The following is an 18,293-nucleotide window of genomic DNA, read 5'->3' as shown; positions in this document are numbered from 1 at the left end:
TGTTATGTCTGCAGAGTAAAGGTAATTGAGTTACTCGAACGACTCGCCGAACAACCCACCGATTGCCTTACTTAGGGCTTCGCTGCGGGATTCTGAGCGAAATACACGTAGTGATAACGCGCGTAACGTGGGGATAAACATCAGATCGGCCATTACCCGGTTAAAGCATGCCTGTCCGGCATTGTTGATTGCCAGGGTTTCCAGAAATGGTGTTAGCAGCTCAGGATGTTGTAAAGTCATCCAGCAGCGGCTGGCAACAGCGGCTATTACCTCCGGGTCTTTACCGAAAGGGCTGTTAACCACTTCCGTCAGAATCTGAACCTTAATTGCTTCATCTTTACTGTTAGACAACCCGCGTACCAGCGCGCCAATTAAATTGGCACTGCTGTTCTGATCCTGTAGAGCGGTATTAAGACGCTGACTGATAGCCGTTGTCAGCTCTGTATCAGGTTCAATGTGTTCTAACAGGCTGCTGACTGCTTCAAGTGGGGTGTCTGGTAGTACTGTTAGCTGCTTACCCAGCGCCGCAGAGTTATTGCTCTGATCCAGGCGCACAGTGAAGTCAGCGATGCCCTGAAATCCCAAACCGTCCCATTTTTCCAGGTTAGCCTGACCGGTAAAGTACGCCTGCGCATGTTCGTAATAACTGGACGCTGGCTGTTTAGTGGTTAGGGTGGCTTTCGCGTGAAATGCTGCCATTTTTTCCTGTTCAGGTTTGAACGAGAAAGGGTTGTCTTTCAGTGCATCGCGAAAGCCTTCAGTGTTTTCTGTTGCATCCATAACTCCCTGATTATTCATCAGGTTTTCTAACAAGCGCGCCAGGAAGTCGTCCCGTGCAGCCTGAACCAGATAGCCCTGCTCATCAAGTGGCAGTTTTAAAAACCAGACAACATTTTGATCTTGCTGTTTTGGATTCCACAGGAGTACACCGATCCATGCCTGGTGTAAAAATGGCAGTGGATAAGGCACATGGCCGTGCTCAACTTTATGAAAAGTTTCTGCAGACAGTTTGCTGACCCGGCGGCCCATGTCAAAAATGCGGAACTGAGCGTCGGTCTGGCGGATAAAGTCGGTCAGGGTTTCAAAGCGTTGCATGGGGCTGAGTAGGTCCGGAGTTGAAGGTTATCTGCTGGATGGAATTTGCCACAGGGAGGATATTTTATCAGGGGCGAAGCCGGATATACAGGCTTGTGCCTGCTGATCTGTATAGCATAAGCAGACTTTAAGTATTCGAGATACTGTGAAATAGATATGCCTCGGTTATGGATTAGGCTTTAGTTGAATAACCATTGATTTATAAAGGTTTTAGGCACACCCTGAAACTAGATTAGCTGATTGTTTTGCTAATTATTTAACCTGGCTCCAGATAGGTTTTGATAAAACGGTCAGTAATTTGATTAAGCGCAATTAATAGTCGAAAAATACCGACGTCGATACTGAGTGGAAGAGGGCTTATTGCGTACAATATCTCTAATGGATAACAACATATAAATAGAGGGAGCGGATTTGAGTAACGCGTTTCTTGCGTTGGGGCGGTCTATGCTGGGCAGCTTGCGGGATTTGTTACCAATAGTATTGGTAATCGGATTTTTTCAGGTGTTTGTCTTACAGCAACCGTTACCGGACTTTTTTGGGGTGATGACCGGGCTACTTTGTGTTGTTGCTGGTTTAACATTTTTTATTTACGGATTGGAGATGGGGTTATTTCCCATCGGTGAAACCCTGGCGAATGCGTTTGCCAGAAAGGGCAGTGTTTTTTGGTTATTGGTATTTGCGTTTTCACTGGGGTTTGGTACGACTGTTGCTGAACCGGCATTGATTGCCGTTTCTGCAGAGGCAGCAAAAGTGGCTGCTGAGGGCGGCATGATTCTTACCAGTGATGAAGCCATGACGAGCTACGCATCAGGCCTGCGATATACGGTTGCATTCTCGGTAGGGCTGGCAATTGTCATAGGTGTGTTGCGTATTCTTAAAGGCTGGCCGATTCACTATATGATCGCGATTGGTTATGTCTTAGTCATGATCATGACGGCTTTTGCACCAAAAGAAATTATTGGCATCGCTTATGATTCCGGAGGGGTTACAACCTCTACTATTACTGTACCTCTGGTGACAGCATTAGGTGTTGGTTTGGCATCTTCAATTGAAGGGCGTAATCCGATGATTGATGGCTTCGGTTTGATCGCGTTTGCGTCACTGACGCCAATGATCTTTGTGATGGCATACGGGATGGTGATCTGATGGAATTATTAGAGCAGCTATTCAGTATTCTGTTTACCACGCTTAAGGATGTTATTCCGATTGCCGCAATTATCTTCGGCTTTCAGATTTTTGTCATTCGCCGGCCAATCCCGAATTTTAAGCGGGTTTTGTTTGGCTTTGCCTATGTCATCGTCGGTCTTGCGTTATTTCTGTTAGGGCTGGAAAAAGCGTTATTCCCAGTTGGCCGTTTAATGGCGGAACAGTTAACTGACCCTGTATTTCTTAGCGGTGGTGATGCTGTCGCGGGCAGTCTTACCTGGCAGGATTATTACTGGGTTTACATTTTTGCCTTTGCGATTGGTGCCAGTACTACCATTGCAGAGCCTTCGCTGATTGCGGTGGCTATTAAGGCAAATGAGGTATCTGGCGGTGCTATTGGGATCTGGGGATTGCGCTTAGCGGTTGCGCTGGGCGTGGCTGTAGGTATAAGTCTGGGCACCTGGCGGATAGTCACAGGTTATCCGATTCACTGGTTTATTATCACCGGTTATGTGTTTGTGGTTATCCAGACTTTCTTCGCACCTAAGATGATTGTTCCACTGGCTTATGATTCCGGTGGGGTTACGACCTCTACGGTAACTGTGCCGCTGGTAGCTGCACTTGGTTTGGGACTGGCGAGTACTGTGCCGGACCGTAGCCCGTTAATTGATGGTTTTGGTTTGATCGCGTTTGCCAGTCTGTTTCCGATGATAACAGTGATGGGATACGCCCAGATTACCAGTTGGCTGGCCGCCAGAAATACGCGCCAGTCACAGGCTGAATAAAAGGATAGGAAGAATTTATGCATTTTAAATTGCTGTTAGTTTTCGTTGAGGATGCAAAAACCGATCAGGTCATGAAGGCCGCCCGTGATGCCGGTGCAACCGGTGCAACGGTGATCAACAATGCCCGTGGTGAAGGCGTTAATAAGACGAAAACCTTTTTCGGTCTGACGTTGGAAACTCAACGGGATGTTTTATTGTTTATTGTTGAAGAGCACCTCAGTCGTAAAATTCTGGAGACGATTTCAGAAGTGGCTGGTTTCGACAGTGCTCCGGGACAAGGCATTGCAATACAGCTGGATGTGGAAGATGCGGTGGGTGTGGCTCACCAGATTGAAACCCTGACTAATGTGGTTGAGGAAGAGTTATGAGCGAGCGTAAGCTGGTACGTGTTAAGGATGTCATGGTTCAGGACTATGCGATTGTTGATGGCCTGATGACAGTGAAGGAAGCGATTGCCATTTATAAGCAGCGTAATGTGGCTGCATTGCTGGTTGATAAGCGTAATGAAGATGATGAGTACGGTATTTTATTGTTGTCTGATATCGCCAAGCAGGTGCTGGCTAAAGATCGTTCACCGGAACGGGTGAATATCTATGAAATTATGACCAAGCCAGTCGTCGGCGTGGAGCCGGATATGGATATTCGTTACAGCGCCCGTCTGTTCGATAACTTAGGTTTATCGATCGGGCCCGTCATTGAGAACGGTGAAATTAAAGGCGTGGTCAGTTACAACGAGATCGTGCTGGCGGGTATCGCTGAATAAACGCTGTCTTAATAGCGCTTTCAGTGAGTGCCGTTGAGAACCTGGTCCAGACGGTGAAACAGAGCAATTAGCTGTTGGCCGTCTATGCCTTCTTGCTGAACACAGGTTTCTGCCATAGGTGCAATATTGCAGTTTGCTGGTAATGGCGCTTTTTGTTTAATCAGAGCATCAAAGCGTGGCAGCATGATCCATTGAGTCCATTCAAAAAAACTGAGCGTATCAACGGCAAAGGGTTGCTGACTGGCGAGCGCTTCGGCTGAAGGTGACTGTGTTTGCCAGCAGTTAAGGCGTTGCAGTTCTGTGCGAATATCGCTCAGAACTGCAGCAAGTTGCTCACTTTGCGACAAGTGTTGAGACATTAACGGCCGCGAGCTTCTTTCAGTGTATCTGCAATCAGGAATGCCAGTTCCAGTGCCTGGTCAGCATTCAGGCGTGGATCACAGTGTGTGTGATAACGGTCGCCTAAACCTTCTTCAGTGATCTGGTAAGCACCGCCGATACATTCAGTAACATTCTGACCGGTCATTTCAAAGTGAACACCGCCGGCATAAGTGCCTTCAGCGCGGTGTACTTCAAAGAAACCTTTCATTTCTTTCAGGATGCGCTCAACGCTGCGGGTCTTATAACCGCTGCTGGCTTTGATGGTGTTTCCGTGCATAGGGTCGGAACTCCATACAACGTGACGGCCTTCCTCTTTTACTTTACGTACCAGAGAAGGCAGCATTTCAGTAACATTATCTGCGCCCATGCGGCTGATCAGCGTCAGGCGACCTGGCTGATTTTGCGGGTTCAGCGTATCGATCAGTTCAATCAGCTCGTCCGGCTTCATGGTCGGACCAACCTTCATGCCGATAGGATTTTCAACACCGCGCAGGAATTCTACATGTGCACCATCCAGCTGACGGGTACGGTCGCCGATCCACAGCATGTGTGCTGAGCAGTTGTACCAATGCTCAGTAATGCTGTCACGACGGGTCAGTGCCTGTTCGTAGTTCAGCAACAGTGCTTCATGGGAAGTGAATAGCTGGGTTTCTTTCAGTTGCGGTACATTGGTACTGCGAATACCACAGGCTTCCATAAATGCCAGCGCATCATCGATTTGTTTAGCCAGGTGAGAGTACTTTTCACCTTGTGGGCTTTTAGCAACGAAGCCACGGTTCCACTGGTTTACTTTGTGCAAGTCAGCAAAGCCACCCTGTGCAAAAGCGCGTAGCAAGTTCAGTGTAGAAGTTGCCTGGTTATACGCATGGATCAGACGCTCAGGATCCGGTGCACGGGCTGCTTCTGTGAATTCAATATCGTTGATGATATCGCCACGATAGCTTGGCAACTCAATACCGTTGATAGTTTCGGTACCTGCGGAACGAGGCTTTGCATACTGGCCAGCAATACGGGCAACCTTAACGACAGGGCAGCTGCCTGCAAAGGTCATCACCACAGCCATTTGCATCATGGCCTGAAAAGTGTCGCGGATATTTGTCGCGTTAAACTCAGCAAAACTTTCGGCGCAATCGCCACCCTGAAGTAGAAAAGCACGGCCAGCAGAGACTTCTGCCAGTTGCTGATGTAAGGATCGAACTTCACCGGCAAATACCAGTGGTGGAAGTTCGGCCAGTTTCTGTTCTACACGTTTCAGTGCGGCAGTATCCTGGTATTCTGGCTGTTGCAGAATAGGCATGGATTGCCAGCTATCAGGGGTCCAGTTTTGCATTGTTTAACTCGATATGGCCATAAGTATAGGAAGATTATCTAAGCAGATGATCTCACTAAGGGGATTATCTAAAAGGCTATAGTGTAGCTGGCATAGGGTTAACAAGTAAGGGGCCTGTGGGGATTTATTTGCGTTAGCAACTGATATGGCGACAGGTTTTTGAATTGATCTGAATTCAACTGATTTGTGGCATGGTTAGTCGGAGGTGAATCACGTAAAATCGGCGTTTAATTTGTTAATACTGTATGGAGCCGCACTGTGTTCGATTTGCCGAAAATCAGTTTGAAAGGAAAAGTCTCAGAACAGGAGTGGCAATTGCGGGTAGATTTAGCCGCTTGCTACCGTCTGGTAGCTGACCTTGGCTGGGATGACATCATCTATACGCATCTTTCTGCACGACTGGATGGTACAGATCAGTATCTGGTGAATGCTTTTGGCCTGGCGTTTGATGAAGTTACCGCGTCTAACCTAGTTAAAGTAGATCTGAATGGCAATATTCTTGATGATACGCCTTACGAGATTAATCCGGCAGGTTTTACTATTCACAGCGCTGTTCATGCGGTGCGGGAAGATGCTCACTGTGTGATGCATTTGCATACACCGGCGACGATTGCTGTTGCATCTCAGAAAGAAGGCTTGCAACCGTATAGTCAGTATTCAATGTTTTCGCTGTCATCGCTTTCTTACCACGGTTATGAAGGTCTGGCAGTAAATGATGACGAGAAGAAGCGTCTACAGGATGACTTAGGTACCACCAACCATATGTTACTGGTTAATCACGGCGGTCTTACGCTTGGACCTACAGTGGGTGATGCTTTTATGCGGATGTTTGATTTACAGCGTGCCTGTGAAATCCAACTGATGTTACAGGCCAGCGGGCAGGAGGCTATTAAAGTACCTCAGCCGATTCTGGATAATATTTATAAACAGGCGAAGATTGTTCATACAGGAACAACCGGCGGGCAAAAGATCTGGCCGGCCATGTTACGTAAAGCGTACAAACTTGATCCGGGATTTATGGATTAAGTTTTAGCACGTTACAAAAATCTATGCTGTTAAAATTATAAAAGCTGCGAATGTCACTTGTTGAAACAATTTAGGACGCAGTATTAAGAAATACGGAGATATGTATGAAAGTTACTTCGGTTGAAGTTTTTGATATTCACTGCCCTGAACGTCCGGCATGGAATCCGGTGTTTGTACGTATTCACACCGATGAAGGCATTAACGGTGTCGGTGAAGCAGGTCTGGCTTATGATCTTGGCCACAGTGCTGCAGCACATATGATTAAGGAAATGGCAGAAGCCTTTCTGATTGGCCATGACCCGTTTCAAACTGAAAAACTCTGGTCACGAATGCTGCGTGAATCTTTCTGGGGCTTAGGTGGCGGTCCGGTGGTTTATGCTGCGATGAGTGCTATCGATACAGCGATGTGGGATATTAAAGGTAAAGCTCTGGGCTTACCGGTTTATCAACTGCTGGGCGGTAAGGTGAACGATAAACTGCGTACTTATGCCTCACAGTTACAGTTTGACTGGGACAGTGAGTTCAAGGCCCTGTCGCAGCCAGAACAGTATGCTGAAGCTGCTCTGAAAGCCATGGCCGAAGGCTATGATGCGGTTAAAGTCGATCCGATTATGTACGACAAAGACGGCAACACGTATTACGAGCGTACGAAGATCATTTCTAAGGCTGAAATGAAACTGTACCGTGCGCGGATGGCTGCAATACGTGAAGCGGTCGGCGATGAAGTGGATATCATCTTTGAATGCCATTCTTTGCCGGGTGCGACAACAGCAATTCAGCTGGGCGAAATTGCAGAAGAGTTTGGCTGCATGTATTACGAAGAGCCGGTTAACTATCTTAACCATTCATTGCATGCCAAAGTGGCAGATAAGGTTGCGGTTCCCATTGCTGGTGGCGAACGTTTGTATAACCGTTGGCAAGTACGTCCCTATCTGGAAGATCAGAGCGTTGATGTCTTACAGCCTGATATCGGACTGTGTGGCGGCTTTACTGAAACGAAGAAAGTCTGTGATTACGCTGACATTTTTGACGTACGTATTCAGGCGCATGTATGCGGCGGCCCGGTTGCTACAGCAGCCTCACTGCATCTGGAAACAGCGATTCCTAACTTCCTGATTCATGAGCATCATACTTATGCCATTAAGTCCTGGAACCGGGAACTTTGTATTCAGGATCCACAGCCTGTAAATGGTGTCTTTGAAGTATCTGAAGCGCCGGGTATTGGTATTGAGCTGAACGATGAAGTAGTTATGCGTTCACCGCGAATCGTTATTAAGTAACGGTTTTGTGAGTAGAAAAAACCGGCGCTTCGAGATTCGAAACGCCGGTTTTTTTATGCCTGCTGTTTTTACCCAAGAGGTGTTTTACACAAGCGGTGTATCACAGGGTTCAGATAGTCGGCTCAGATGAAACACTGGCTTCCGTTTCGTTTGCTTTTTCGCGCAGGCGATCACGGATCAGAGCTTTAATCAGTGAAATAGCCATTAAAGCCATGATGACGGAGAAAGGCACGGCTGCAACAATCATCGCTGATTTAATTGCCCCCAGTCCGCCTGCAACCATGAGTACCGCGATTACCGCAGTAAACATAACGCCCCAGATAATGATGTGCGACTTACTCTTATTCGGCATTACACCCACAGAATTAATCGTGTTAACACACAGGATTGCTGAGTCGGCTGAGGTCACCAGGAATGTAGTAAGCAATACCAGTATGAGCAAAGTCATGATTGGATAAACAGCTTCAGATACCATTAACTTCAGCGTCATGAATAACTGTGCTTCCTGACCTGCGCCGCTAATAGCACCAGCAGCTGCACCGTTAAGTTCCAGATCAATTGCAGTACCGCCCAGAAAGGCGAACCAGATGAAAGAAACCAGAGTCGGTACTATCATTGCGCCCAAAATGAATTCCCGTATGGTACGGCCTTTAGAGATGCGCGCCAGAAAGAGACCAACGAAAGGTGCAAAGGCAATCCACCAGGCCCAGATGAACACTGTCCACCAGCCTGACTGCCAGGAATACAAACCTTTAGCCGGATCAGTATCGCCCGGAGACCAGTAAGTAAACAGTTGCTGCGGCACAAATGCCAGGTATTCGAACATACCGCTGAATAAAGAGTCCAGCGCGAAAGCAGTTGCACCAAAAATCAGGAAGAACAGTAACAGTGCGCCAGATAGCCCCATGTTAATGTTCGACAGCCACTTGATGCCTTTACCTACACCTGAAAGAGCAGAGAAAATAGACAGCACCATTACGATAGTCAGCGCAAATAACATGCCTGCCGTAGAAGGTGATTTGTCTGCGTTAATCAGCCATTCGAAGCCGAATACTTCATATATACCTGAAGCATACTGGCTTACGCCAAATCCAACGGTAACAGCAACACCGAGTACGGTTGCCAGTACTGCTGCAATATCCACAATGTGACCAAGAGGGCCTTCCAGTGCACGACCAAACAGTGGTGTCAGGGCGGAGCGGATGGTCAGAGGCAGGCCGCGGTTATAGCTGAAGAATGCCAGACTTACTCCGATGATTGCATAGCAACCCCAGGCACTCAGACCCCAGTGGAAGAAAGCCCATTTCATTGATGGTACTACGTTATCTGCGGCGGAGGCTGTGGTCAGGCCCAGTATAGTGTCCGGGTTATTGGCGAAGTGATACAGCGGCTCAGCGGTCGCATAAGTCATCATGCCAATGCCGATACCGGCGCCAAACATCATAGATACCCAGGAGAAATACGAGAACTCCGGAGCGTCATCAGCTTTGCCCAGTTTGGTTTTGCCAATGCCAGGCATAATTGCCAGGAACAGACAAACCAGTACAAAGAAGCCCATCACGTAAATGTACCAGGCGCCCAGGTTAGCAAACGACCAGTTTTGTAGTGCGCTTAGTAATGAACCTGCCCGTTCCGGATCCATAGCCGCCCAGATGACCAGTAAAATAACCAGTAACTTGGCGCCCAGGGTAACAAACTGGTTAAAACCAGCATAGAAGCCACCTTCAGAGGTGGGGATGTTGAGGTCTGTTATTGCGTTTTTTATTTTCATAAGTGCGAAAACCTACTGCCCCCGGCAAATTTGCGGGAGGAAGATTCGAGGGTTTGTGGATATGCCGCACCAGCAGATGCGGCTCAGATCAGCTTACTTAGCGCATCACAAAGGGATTGCTCATCGGTTCGCTGGAGATGTTGATCCAGGTTGTTTTGGTACGGATGTAGTCAAAAATTCCCTGAATTCCTGCTTCACGGCCATAACCCGACTGATTAATGCCACCGAAAGGTGCAATCGGAGAAATAGCGCGATACGTGTTAACCCAGCAAATGCCGGATTGGATCTTGCTCGAAACACGGTGAGCCCGTGCCAGATTTTGGGTGAAAACACCTGATCCCAGCCCATAGATACTGTCGTTAGCCATAGCAATGGCTTCTTCTTCAGTATCAAAGATTACAACGGACATAACCGGACCAAACATTTCTGTTGTCAGCGTGGCTATGTCGGACGTAGGGCATTCCACCATAGTTGGTTTGAAGTAGTGTTGTGAGCCACAGCCGGATGCACGTTCGCCGCCGAAGCGAATAGTTGCACCTTGTTCTACTGATTTAGCCAGCGTGCGCTCGATATTCTCTACCTGAGCCATCGTACACAACGGACCAATATGTGTGTCGTCCTGTAATGGATTGCCAATTACAATCTGACCAGCTTTTTCAGCAACCTTGGCGACTACCTGCTCATAGACAGAGCGTTGGATAAACGCCCGGGAGCCGGCAACACAAGACTGACCTGAGGCACCGAAGTTACCGGCGATCAGGCCGTTTGCAGCACTTTCCAGGTCGGCATCTTCAAATACGATAATAGGAGACTTACCACCGAGTTCCAGTGAAGTAACTGCGAAGTTTTCTGCAGTATTGCGGATAACATGCTTGGCTGTTTCTGGGCCGCCGGTAAATGCCAGTCGGTCAATGTCAGGATGAGAAGTCAAAGGAATTGCACAGTTCTGTGCATCACCGGTAATGACCGATACTACACCGTCCGGGAAGCCTGCTTCTTTAATTAGCTTAGCCAGTTCGAACATTGGTGCTGGTGCAAGTTCGGAAGCTTTCAGAATAACTGTACAGCCTGCTGCCAGAGCTGGACCCAGTTTGGTTGCCGTGAGGAACATCTGGGCATTCCAGGGTACAACGGCTGCAACTACACCGATTGGTACTGGGGTAGTGTAAACGTGCATATCTGGCTTATCGATTGGCAGAGTATTTCCTTCTACCTTGTCAGCCAGGCCGGCGTAGTAACGATAATAATTGGCAACGTAGCCGGTTTGCATCACGGTTTCTTTTGCCAGTTTTCCGCTGTCTGTTGTTTCAACAGCCCCTATTTTTTCGGCATTCGCTTCAATCAGATCCGCCAGCTTGTAAAGCAGCGCGCCACGGGCGGTCGCATTTAACTCTGACCATGGACCTTCGTTAAGATTACGGCGAGCCGCCTTAACTGTAGTATCAACATCGCTGGCAGATGCGCAGGCAAAACTCGCCCAGGTTTCACCTGTTGCAGGATTAATACTGGTCATTACCTGAGCGTCGGAGCCTTCGCGCCACTGGCCGTCAATGAACAGTTGGTAGTGAGGTTGTTGGTTAGTCATATAAGACCCCTTAAATCAGTTAAACGCCGGCATTACTTCATCGATGAAGCGGGCCAGGGAAGTTTCTTTTTCTGTTCTGCTCATGCCGGAATCAGTCCAGTAAGAGAACTCATCGTAACCCAGGTCTTCATAATGCTTGAGTCGGTCTATTATCTGTTGAGACGTACCGATCATCAGATCTTTACGGATTTTCTCAGCAGAGTAGAACGGATGCGCAGCAATTTCATCCTGAGTTAACTGTTGAATCAGGCCCTGATTAATGGGGCGTTCGTTTTTGAACCAGGCGCCGAAATAACAGTAGAACTCATTGAGTTTGGCGGCTGCTTTCGCAAGTTCATCTTCTGTTTTGCCAATATAAGTATGCTGCAGGATCATGATTTTTGGCCGCTTGTCATATGTCTGACAAGCTGAGTTAAACTTCTCAATCAAGCCTTCAACTTCTTCGAGGCCCTGCCATAAAGGCGTTACCTGAACATTACAGTCATTAGAGACTGCAAATTCATGGCTGTTGATATCCCGTGCTGCAACCCAAAGAGGTGGCCCCTGTTCGGTAGTCGGCTTAGGTGAGGACGTAGTTTTTGGGAAGTTGTAGTGCTTACCTTCATGGCTGTAATCGCCGGCCCACAGTCCTCGGATAGCAGGGATAATTTCACGTAAACGCTCACCGGCGCCCCAGGCATCAATGCCGCCTTCAACCATGCGCTCATATTCGAAAGAATAAGCGCCACGGGCAATACCCACTTCCAGACGGCCATCGGTAAGGATGTCTGTCATCGCAGCTTCGCCGGCCAGCTTAATTGGATTCCAGAAAGGCGCGACTACTGTACCTGTACCCAGGCGTACATTTTTGGTGCGATGCGCCAGATCAACCAGATTCAGGAACGGGTTTGGCGCGATGGTAAAGTTCATACCATGATGCTCACCGGTCCAGATAGTCGTCATATCGCTCTGGTCAGCCATTTCGCACAGTGACAGAAACTCATCATAGAGTTGCTGCTGTGACTGGCTTTCGTCAACGCGTTCCATATGTGAAAAAAGTGAAAATTTCATTATATGGCTCCTTCCTAGTGAATGTTGCCGTGTTGTTGGTCGCCGACGTAAAGCCGGAATACTCCGTGCTGCTTTTCATCAGCATAGCGTGTCATTACGCTGGCGATGTCAGCAGAGACGTAATCAAGGTCTGCTAACTTTGCGACCTCAACATATTCTCCCAGCCGGGTAGTATCTGCCTGCTCTGAACTGGCGCGGTAAAAACAGGTGTTTTGCTTGGCATCGAGATTTTCGTAAATAGAGTAAACAGCACCGAGCTGGCAGTTCAGGCCGTTGCTAGTTAAGTATTCACGAACCGATTCTAATGACCCTTTTTGTACGTCAGCAGCGACTTGCGGCAGGGTATATCCCTGGCTGGTGCGGCTTAACAGGACCTTATCTTCATGCTCAATAATTGCACCGACAATGCTGCCCTGATGCTTACTTAACTGTTCAGCGCGATGTTCCATGCCCAGACTGAAATAGCCGCCTTTTGCGTAACCTAAACCGAGTTTATCGTTAGATGCGAAGGCGCTGATCTCACCGATAAGGATAACGTGGTCACCAGCATCAATACGGTTGAAGGTCTTGCAGCTAAAATGCGCAACAGCATTATCTATAAGTGGGCTGCCGTGCTGATCGGCATGCCAGTTGATCTCAGCAAACCGGTCACCTTTCGAGCTGGCAAAAGTATTCGATACCTGTTGCTGGTCTTCGGCAAGGATGTTGATCGCAAAATGTTCACAGCTGTTAAAAATATCAAAGCTGGACAGATTTTTGCCCGGGCAAACCAGTAACAGTGATGGTTCAACTGATACCGAGGTAAATGAGTTGGCAGTGAAACCAACCTTTTCACCGGATTCACTGACCGCAGTAACAACTGTTACGCCGGTCATGAAAGATCCGAAAGCGTTGCGTAATTCGCGGGGATCAAAATTACTCATGATGGACTCCTGATGGCTGTTCACAGGAGTCTATAAATTGCTCCAGCAGCGCATTAATTGCATCGGGATGGGTGAGTTGCAGCATATGCCGCGAGTTTTCAATAATTTCAGCATGGCCATAGCGACACTGCGAGGCCATCTGTTCAGACATCTGTGCCGATGAATTCTGGTCGCCGTCGCCGGTAATAAACCAGGCCGGTACAGCGAGACTGTCCAGTTCAGCATCTGTCGGGCCGTCTTCTTCACTGAATATGCTATATGCGGTGGCGTAGCCTTCAGCCGGCGCTGCTTCCAGCCAGCTCGCACAGAGCTTGGCCATTGCTGCTTCATGTTCACTGCCGGATACATCAAACCAGCGCTGAATAGGGGCTGCAACACGGTCCTGTTCCGGATGTTCCCACATTTGCCGGGCACGATTTTGTACAGCTATTCGTGCTTCATCTGAACGGCGGTAGACAGCATTTAGTGCCGCAACACCCTTACATAGTGAGGGGTAACGGGCTGCCAGTTGTACCGCGATCATCGCACCCATTGAATGACCGATGATCATTGCCGGGCGTGTTAGTGTCTCCCGCAATAAACTGGCAATGTGATCGACATATGCAGTCAGGCTTGGAGCTGTTCCGCTTAGAAGGTCGCTGTCACCATGGCCAGGCATATCCACGGCCAGTACTTCGTGGTGGCTGGACAGAACCGGTAGCTGCTGAAACCAGGCTTCAGCCCGCAGGCCGACACCATGGATCAGTACGATTGGCTCGCCGCTACCGCTGCGATGAAAGGCCAGCCCGTTAGCAGATTTAGACCGCTGCAGGGTTTTCAATGTCATGGCCCAGCTCCTTCAGTTCCTGATAACGATCACCAATGCGGTGATGTGGCCGGCCACCGGTAGAAGCGCCCAGAACAACAACAACTTCGTCGGCGCCCGGAGCATCAGGAATATTGAATTGCAGTGTCAGATAATGTGAGCGGCGACCACCGTCATTTTTATCCATCATCGGTACCATAATTGGCGTATTAGCCGGACCACGGGTATTGGTAAATGACAGGAAGGATTTCGCATCGACAGCTTCACGGAAGATGTTGCCAAAGTGTAATGTGTGGATCAGCGCTGAAGCATGTTCCACTTCACCATTCATACCGACGACAGCTGCTTTACCAAAAGCTTCAATGTTTTCAGCACCGCCTGCCATCGCACAGACTTTATCTGTCAGTAACTGACCCAGCACTGGGCCAAAAGACAGGATTTCCGGACGAAGGTTTTCAACGAAGCGTCCGGCCCACGGGTTCTTAACAATTGCTGCAGCAGCAAACATTTTTACTGGGGTATCACAGGCTTTAAAACCTTCGATCAGGGTTTCTTCTTCGTAGCAAACCACTTTGCGAATTTCAGGTGTCATGGCAGATCTCGTTATTAGTTGTGCGTTTGTATTATGGTATACAATCATATAATATTCCGGCATGCAAACTAAAAATGAATCTGGTTTGGTGGTTTTTTAAGCAGGTTTATGGATGGATTTAACGCAGTAACGGCATTTAAAAGAGGCTGCAGGGAAAATAGATTGGGCTGAACTTCCTTTGGTAGTAACCTTGGTACCCTGAACTTAACAAGGCGAACAATTAGTTGTTACGCCGACAGAAGTACACGGAATAGCCAATACATGCTTAAGGTAGACAGGCCTAAAACCCTGAAAGAAAATGCTTTGGAGTCGCTGCGTGATGCGATTACCGCCGATTTACTGAAACCGGGTGAACGCCTGGTGGAAAGAGCTCTGTGTGAAAGCATGGGTGTGAGCCGGACGGTTGTGCGTGAATGCATCCGCCATCTGGAGAGTGAGCGGCTGGTGGTCGGCATTCCAAACTCTGGTTATGTCGTCGCTACGATTGGTCGCGACGATGTGGAAGAGATTTATCAGATCCGCAGTATGCTGGAGTGTGCTGCAGTTGCCAGCTGCGCCACTCAGGCAACTGCCAAGACTGTTAGCCGGTTGCGCAGTCTGTGTGATGAAATCACTGACTCACTGGAGCAGCAGGATGTGTTGCAGGCGTTAAAGGTCACCTGTGAGTTTTACGAGGTAATTTTTACCACCGGCGGAAAAACAGTTTCCTGGGATCTGGTAGAGCAGTTGAACGCCCGGATCTCCCGGTTGCGGGCACTTACCTTGAGTCAGGGTGAGCGACGCAGTCAGGGGCCGGAAAATTTACGAAATATCGTTGATGCGATAGAGCAACAGGATGCTAAGCGGGCCGCTGAACTCTGTGCCAGTCATCTGGAGGGAGCAGCACTACTGGCATACCAATTAATCTGAGAGGTTTAGTGATGGATAAAGCATTGTTTGAGTTAGGACTGGAGCGCCGTAAAGCCACTTTAGGCGACGCTTATGTTGAGAATAATCTGGCCAAAGCCGATGACTTTAACCGTCCTTTTCAGGAAGCCATGACAGAATGGTGCTGGGGCTTTGGCTGGGGTGACGATACCCTTGATGCTAAAACCCGTTCTCTGATGAACCTCAGTATGATCGCTGCGCTGGGTAAGATGCACGAATGGGAGCTGCATTTACGCGGAGCGATCAATAATGGCGTCAGCGTCGCTGAAATTCGCGCCAGTATTCATGCTATTTCTATTTATTGTGGTGTCCCTCAGGGTGTGGAATGTTTCCGCATTGCCCGTGAGGTGCTGGAAGAGCAAGACTTGCTCTGACGGCATTACACCGATAGTCGCTCAGGTAGCCGGGCGTCATCGCCGCTAATCGATAATTAAGCTGTATTCCTATTCTGAATGCTGGCCTTTGGCCGGCAGGTATTCTTTTGTCTGTGAGAACTGCTATGACAACGTTACAACTGCAAGATTCTGGTCTGTTGAAAACTCAGGCCTACGTTAATGGTGAATGGCTGGATGCTGATAATGGCAGCACTTTTGCTGTTACTAATCCATCAACTGGTGAGGTTATTGCTCAGGTTGCTGATTTAGCCGGTGCAGAAACTAACCGTGCTATTGAAGCCGCTGAAGTTGCGATGCAAAGCTGGCGCAAGAAAACGGCTAAAGAACGTTCTGCGATACTGCGTAAATGGCACGACCTGATGCTGGCTAATCAGGAAGATCTAGCCATTATTATGACTGCTGAGCAGGGCAAGATTCTTGCTGAATCCCGCGGTGAAGTTGCTTATGGTGCGTCTTATGCGGAATGGTTCGCGGAAGAAGGTAAGCGAGTTTATGGGGATGTGATTCCTAACACCACTGCGGATCGCCGCTCTGTGGTTATCAAGCAGCCTATCGGTGTTGTTGCGGCAGTAACGCCCTGGAACTTTCCGAATGCAATGATTACCCGTAAAGCTGCGCCAGCACTGGCGGTAGGTTGCGCGGTGGTTCTGAAGCCTGCAGCGGAGACGCCATTATCTGCATTGGCGCTGGCTGAATTGGCTGAGCGGGCGGGTTTGCCTGCAGGCCTGTTTAATGTGGTAACGGGTATGAATGCACCGGCTATCGGTGAACAGTTAACCAGTAATCCACTGGTTAAGAAGTTCAGCTTTACCGGTTCTACCCCTGTGGGTAAGCAGTTGATGGCACAGTGCGCTACAACTGTGAAACGCACGTCTATGGAGTTAGGTGGTAATGCACCGGTACTTGTATTTGCTGATGCTGATCTGGTTAAAGCAGTAGCAGGCGCTCTCGGTACTAAGTTCCGTAATGCCGGGCAGACCTGTATCTGTGCAAACCGAATTTTGGTGGAAGACAGTGTTTATGACGCCTTTGTTGAAAAGTTTACCGCCAAGGTAAGTGAGTTTGTATTGGGTGATGGCTTCGCTGGCAGCACTCATATTGGCCCGCTGATCACTGATAAGGCTGCAACTAAAGTACAGAGCCTGGTTGACGATGCCGTGAGCAAAGGTGCATCAGTAACAATCGGTGGTCAGATTGATGCGCTTGGAGATACTTTCTATCAGCCGACTGTTCTGGCGAATCTCAACGCTGAAATGCGGGTTGCCCGCGAAGAGATCTTTGGCCCGGTAGCACCCATCTTCCGTTTCAGTGATGAGGCAGAAGCCGTGAAAATGGCTAACGATACTGAGTTCGGGTTGGCGGCTTACATGTTTACTGAAAACATGTCCCGTACCTGGCGGGTATCTGAAGCACTGGAATATGGCATGGTAGGTGTTAACGAAGTAGCGATCAGCTCTGAGATGATTCCTTTTGGTGGCGTGAAAGAGTCAGGGCAGGGCCGTGAAGGTTCCAAGTATGGCCTGGATGATTACCTGGAAACTAAATACATCTGTATGGGCGGCATCTGACCGCTGTTGTGACTAATCGCTAAGTCGGTAAAGTCGGCGGGCGTTGTCATGACACAGCAGTTGCAGCACCTCCTGAGGCAGCTGTAACTGCTGGTATTGTTGCCACAGTGCTGTGTAGCTTTTGCTAAGCAGGCACAGAGGGAAATTGCTGGCCAGCATGACCCGGCGTTCACCAAAAGTATTCAGTAAAGTACTTAATGTGTTTTCAATCAGCTCTTGCTGATAGTTCCTGTCCTGCATTTCCCAGCCGGATGCTTTCACTGCAACATTAGAAAAAACCGCCAGGCGTTGCAGGTTTGCTTGCCATTGCTGCTGAACGTCTCTGTCTGTTGGAGGAAAACCCGCGTGGTTGATGATTAGTTGCAGGGGATGCACTTCAAGAAAGGCCTCCAGTTCGCGGGTTGCCAGGGTAGCTGTGAGTGAATACTGGCACTCAAAGATCCACTCCCTCTCAATGAGTTGTTGCAAGTTGTGGATAACCTGAGGCAGTTGCAGTAACTGACTTGCATCAGCATCAAGTATATGTCGAACCCCTACAACAGAAGCGTATTGTTCTAACTGATCAAGTTGAAGGCTGAAGTCAGCTGAGCTGAGAGTAAGGTCAGCACAGGCTATGCTACGAAAGCTAAGATGCTGAATATGTTTCTCAAGCCAGCTAATTTCCTGCCAGGGAGTTTGGTTACTGAAGCCTGCTTCAATATGTATCAGGCCACTTAACTGCAAGTTATCCGGCAGTTGCAAATCCTCTGCTGAAAAATCTTTGCTGATAACCGATTTATCTGGCCAGAACGGCGGGTTTTCTGGCTTAAGCCAGCTGTATTCGCCTTCCTGCAGATTAAACAGATGTAAATGGGGGTCGATAATTTTCATA

Annotated in this window: 19 protein-coding genes; 9 read left to right on the top strand and 10 right to left on the bottom strand. The window is 48.6% G+C overall.

Annotation, left to right across the window (positions count from 1 at the left end; translation table 11 throughout):
- Positions 1-30: 30 nt before the first annotated feature.
- Complete coding sequence (locus tag OCU49_RS17980) at positions 31-1,095, bottom strand: DUF3549 family protein (RefSeq protein ID WP_261841939.1); 1,065 nt, start codon at positions 1,093-1,095, stop codon at positions 31-33.
- A gap of 444 nt (positions 1,096-1,539) precedes the next feature.
- Between OCU49_RS17980 and OCU49_RS17975 the strand changes: the two genes are divergently transcribed.
- The 4 genes from OCU49_RS17975 to OCU49_RS17960 are packed head-to-tail and all read left to right on the top strand — an operon-like array spanning position 1,540 to position 3,789.
- Complete coding sequence (locus OCU49_RS17975; RefSeq protein WP_261845256.1) at positions 1,540-2,241, top strand: DUF1538 domain-containing protein; 702 nt, start codon at positions 1,540-1,542, stop codon at positions 2,239-2,241.
- Positions 2,241-3,026: a DUF1538 domain-containing protein gene (locus OCU49_RS17970; protein WP_261841938.1), complete on the top strand. Its 786-nt coding sequence runs from the start codon at positions 2,241-2,243 to the stop codon at positions 3,024-3,026. Before OCU49_RS17975 ends, OCU49_RS17970 begins: the two co-directional genes overlap by 1 nt.
- A 17-nt stretch (positions 3,027-3,043) precedes the next feature.
- Positions 3,044-3,394 (top strand): P-II family nitrogen regulator, encoded by a 351-nt coding sequence (locus OCU49_RS17965; protein WP_261841937.1) that lies wholly within the window; start codon positions 3,044-3,046, stop codon positions 3,392-3,394.
- A complete protein-coding gene (locus OCU49_RS17960) occupies positions 3,391-3,789 on the top strand; it encodes a CBS domain-containing protein (RefSeq protein WP_261841936.1) in 399 nt (132 codons plus the stop codon). The genes OCU49_RS17965 and OCU49_RS17960 overlap by 4 nt, the downstream gene beginning before the upstream one ends.
- 20 nt (positions 3,790-3,809) lie before the next feature.
- Here the strand turns inward: OCU49_RS17960 and OCU49_RS17955 are convergent, their stop codons facing one another.
- Positions 3,810-4,148 carry a YqcC family protein gene (locus OCU49_RS17955; RefSeq protein ID WP_261841935.1) on the bottom strand — a complete coding sequence of 113 codons (339 nt, stop codon included), beginning with the start codon at positions 4,146-4,148 and terminating at the stop codon, positions 3,810-3,812.
- Positions 4,148-5,500, bottom strand: coding sequence for a class II 3-deoxy-7-phosphoheptulonate synthase (locus OCU49_RS17950; RefSeq protein ID WP_261841934.1), 1,353 nt, complete (start codon positions 5,498-5,500; stop codon positions 4,148-4,150). Before OCU49_RS17950 ends, OCU49_RS17955 begins: the two co-directional genes overlap by 1 nt.
- Before the next feature lie 258 nt (positions 5,501-5,758).
- Here OCU49_RS17950 and OCU49_RS17945 point away from each other — a divergent pair, with 258 nt between their 5' ends.
- The gene (locus OCU49_RS17945) at positions 5,759-6,526 is read left to right on the top strand and encodes a class II aldolase/adducin family protein (RefSeq protein ID WP_261841933.1); all 768 of its coding nucleotides are present in this window, start codon (positions 5,759-5,761) and stop codon (positions 6,524-6,526) included.
- Between the two features lie 104 nt (positions 6,527-6,630).
- The gene (locus OCU49_RS17940; RefSeq protein ID WP_261841932.1) at positions 6,631-7,806 is read left to right on the top strand and encodes a mandelate racemase/muconate lactonizing enzyme family protein; all 1,176 of its coding nucleotides are present in this window, start codon (positions 6,631-6,633) and stop codon (positions 7,804-7,806) included.
- 109 nt (positions 7,807-7,915) lie between these two features.
- On the opposite strand, the gene OCU49_RS17935 is transcribed toward OCU49_RS17940, so the two are convergent.
- From OCU49_RS17935 to OCU49_RS17910, 6 genes are all read right to left on the bottom strand, one after another.
- On the bottom strand, positions 7,916-9,577 hold the full coding sequence (locus OCU49_RS17935) for a BCCT family transporter (protein ID WP_261841931.1): 1,662 nt from the start codon (positions 9,575-9,577) through the stop codon (positions 7,916-7,918).
- 97 nt (positions 9,578-9,674) lie between these two features.
- A complete protein-coding gene (locus OCU49_RS17930) occupies positions 9,675-11,162 on the bottom strand; it encodes an aldehyde dehydrogenase (protein ID WP_261841930.1) in 1,488 nt (495 codons plus the stop codon).
- A 15-nt stretch (positions 11,163-11,177) separates the two neighbouring features.
- Positions 11,178-12,212: an LLM class flavin-dependent oxidoreductase gene (locus OCU49_RS17925; protein ID WP_261841929.1), complete on the bottom strand. Its 1,035-nt coding sequence runs from the start codon at positions 12,210-12,212 to the stop codon at positions 11,178-11,180.
- A 14-nt stretch (positions 12,213-12,226) separates the two neighbouring features.
- Positions 12,227-13,135 (bottom strand): flavin reductase family protein, encoded by a 909-nt coding sequence (locus OCU49_RS17920; RefSeq protein WP_261841928.1) that lies wholly within the window; start codon positions 13,133-13,135, stop codon positions 12,227-12,229.
- Positions 13,128-13,961, bottom strand: coding sequence for an alpha/beta fold hydrolase (locus OCU49_RS17915; RefSeq protein ID WP_261841927.1), 834 nt, complete (start codon positions 13,959-13,961; stop codon positions 13,128-13,130). Before OCU49_RS17915 ends, OCU49_RS17920 begins: the two co-directional genes overlap by 8 nt.
- Complete coding sequence (locus tag OCU49_RS17910) at positions 13,933-14,532, bottom strand: amino acid synthesis family protein (protein WP_261841926.1); 600 nt, start codon at positions 14,530-14,532, stop codon at positions 13,933-13,935. Before OCU49_RS17910 ends, OCU49_RS17915 begins: the two co-directional genes overlap by 29 nt.
- A 261-nt stretch (positions 14,533-14,793) precedes the next feature.
- On the opposite strand from OCU49_RS17910, the gene OCU49_RS17905 reads away from it, so the two are divergent.
- From OCU49_RS17905 to OCU49_RS17895, 3 genes are all read left to right on the top strand, one after another.
- Positions 14,794-15,441: a GntR family transcriptional regulator gene (locus tag OCU49_RS17905; RefSeq protein ID WP_261841925.1), complete on the top strand. Its 648-nt coding sequence runs from the start codon at positions 14,794-14,796 to the stop codon at positions 15,439-15,441.
- Between the two features lie 11 nt (positions 15,442-15,452).
- On the top strand, positions 15,453-15,833 hold the full coding sequence (locus OCU49_RS17900; RefSeq protein ID WP_261841924.1) for a carboxymuconolactone decarboxylase family protein: 381 nt from the start codon (positions 15,453-15,455) through the stop codon (positions 15,831-15,833).
- 125 nt (positions 15,834-15,958) lie between these two features.
- A complete protein-coding gene (locus OCU49_RS17895) occupies positions 15,959-17,422 on the top strand; it encodes an NAD-dependent succinate-semialdehyde dehydrogenase (RefSeq protein WP_261841923.1) in 1,464 nt (487 codons plus the stop codon).
- 12 nt (positions 17,423-17,434) lie between these two features.
- Here the strand turns inward: OCU49_RS17895 and OCU49_RS17890 are convergent, their stop codons facing one another.
- Positions 17,435-18,292 (bottom strand): amidohydrolase family protein, encoded by an 858-nt coding sequence (locus tag OCU49_RS17890; protein WP_261841922.1) that lies wholly within the window; start codon positions 18,290-18,292, stop codon positions 17,435-17,437.
- Position 18,293: the final 1 nt, after the last annotated feature.

This window comes from Aliamphritea ceti (assembly GCF_024347215.1).
Lineage (GTDB): Bacteria > Pseudomonadota > Gammaproteobacteria > Pseudomonadales > Balneatricaceae > Amphritea > Amphritea ceti.
This window is presented reverse-complemented; position numbering and strand designations above follow the sequence as displayed.

Bases quoted from the DNA above. Each gene is read 5' to 3' on its own strand.
- OCU49_RS17975 (WP_261845256.1), top strand. From the start codon at position 1,540: ATGCTGGGCAGCTTGCGGGATTTGTTACCAATAGTATTGGTAATCGGA.
- OCU49_RS17890 (WP_261841922.1), bottom strand. From the start codon at position 18,292: ATGAAAATTATCGACCCCCATTTACATCTGTTTAATCTGCAGGAAGGC.
- OCU49_RS17980 (WP_261841939.1), bottom strand. From the start codon at position 1,095: ATGCAACGCTTTGAAACCCTGACCGACTTTATCCGCCAGACCGACGCT.
- OCU49_RS17940 (WP_261841932.1), top strand. From the start codon at position 6,631: ATGAAAGTTACTTCGGTTGAAGTTTTTGATATTCACTGCCCTGAACGT.
- OCU49_RS17935 (WP_261841931.1), bottom strand. From the start codon at position 9,577: ATGAAAATAAAAAACGCAATAACAGACCTCAACATCCCCACCTCTGAA.
- OCU49_RS17920 (WP_261841928.1), bottom strand. From the start codon at position 13,135: ATGAGTAATTTTGATCCCCGCGAATTACGCAACGCTTTCGGATCTTTC.
- OCU49_RS17900 (WP_261841924.1), top strand. From the start codon at position 15,453: ATGGATAAAGCATTGTTTGAGTTAGGACTGGAGCGCCGTAAAGCCACT.
- OCU49_RS17965 (WP_261841937.1), top strand. From the start codon at position 3,044: ATGCATTTTAAATTGCTGTTAGTTTTCGTTGAGGATGCAAAAACCGAT.
- OCU49_RS17915 (WP_261841927.1), bottom strand. From the start codon at position 13,961: ATGACATTGAAAACCCTGCAGCGGTCTAAATCTGCTAACGGGCTGGCC.
- OCU49_RS17930 (WP_261841930.1), bottom strand. From the start codon at position 11,162: ATGACTAACCAACAACCTCACTACCAACTGTTCATTGACGGCCAGTGG.
- OCU49_RS17925 (WP_261841929.1), bottom strand. From the start codon at position 12,212: ATGAAATTTTCACTTTTTTCACATATGGAACGCGTTGACGAAAGCCAG.
- OCU49_RS17955 (WP_261841935.1), bottom strand. From the start codon at position 4,148: ATGTCTCAACACTTGTCGCAAAGTGAGCAACTTGCTGCAGTTCTGAGC.
- OCU49_RS17895 (WP_261841923.1), top strand. From the start codon at position 15,959: ATGACAACGTTACAACTGCAAGATTCTGGTCTGTTGAAAACTCAGGCC.
- OCU49_RS17970 (WP_261841938.1), top strand. From the start codon at position 2,241: ATGGAATTATTAGAGCAGCTATTCAGTATTCTGTTTACCACGCTTAAG.
- OCU49_RS17950 (WP_261841934.1), bottom strand. From the start codon at position 5,500: ATGCAAAACTGGACCCCTGATAGCTGGCAATCCATGCCTATTCTGCAA.
- OCU49_RS17910 (WP_261841926.1), bottom strand. From the start codon at position 14,532: ATGACACCTGAAATTCGCAAAGTGGTTTGCTACGAAGAAGAAACCCTG.
- OCU49_RS17905 (WP_261841925.1), top strand. From the start codon at position 14,794: ATGCTTAAGGTAGACAGGCCTAAAACCCTGAAAGAAAATGCTTTGGAG.
- OCU49_RS17960 (WP_261841936.1), top strand. From the start codon at position 3,391: ATGAGCGAGCGTAAGCTGGTACGTGTTAAGGATGTCATGGTTCAGGAC.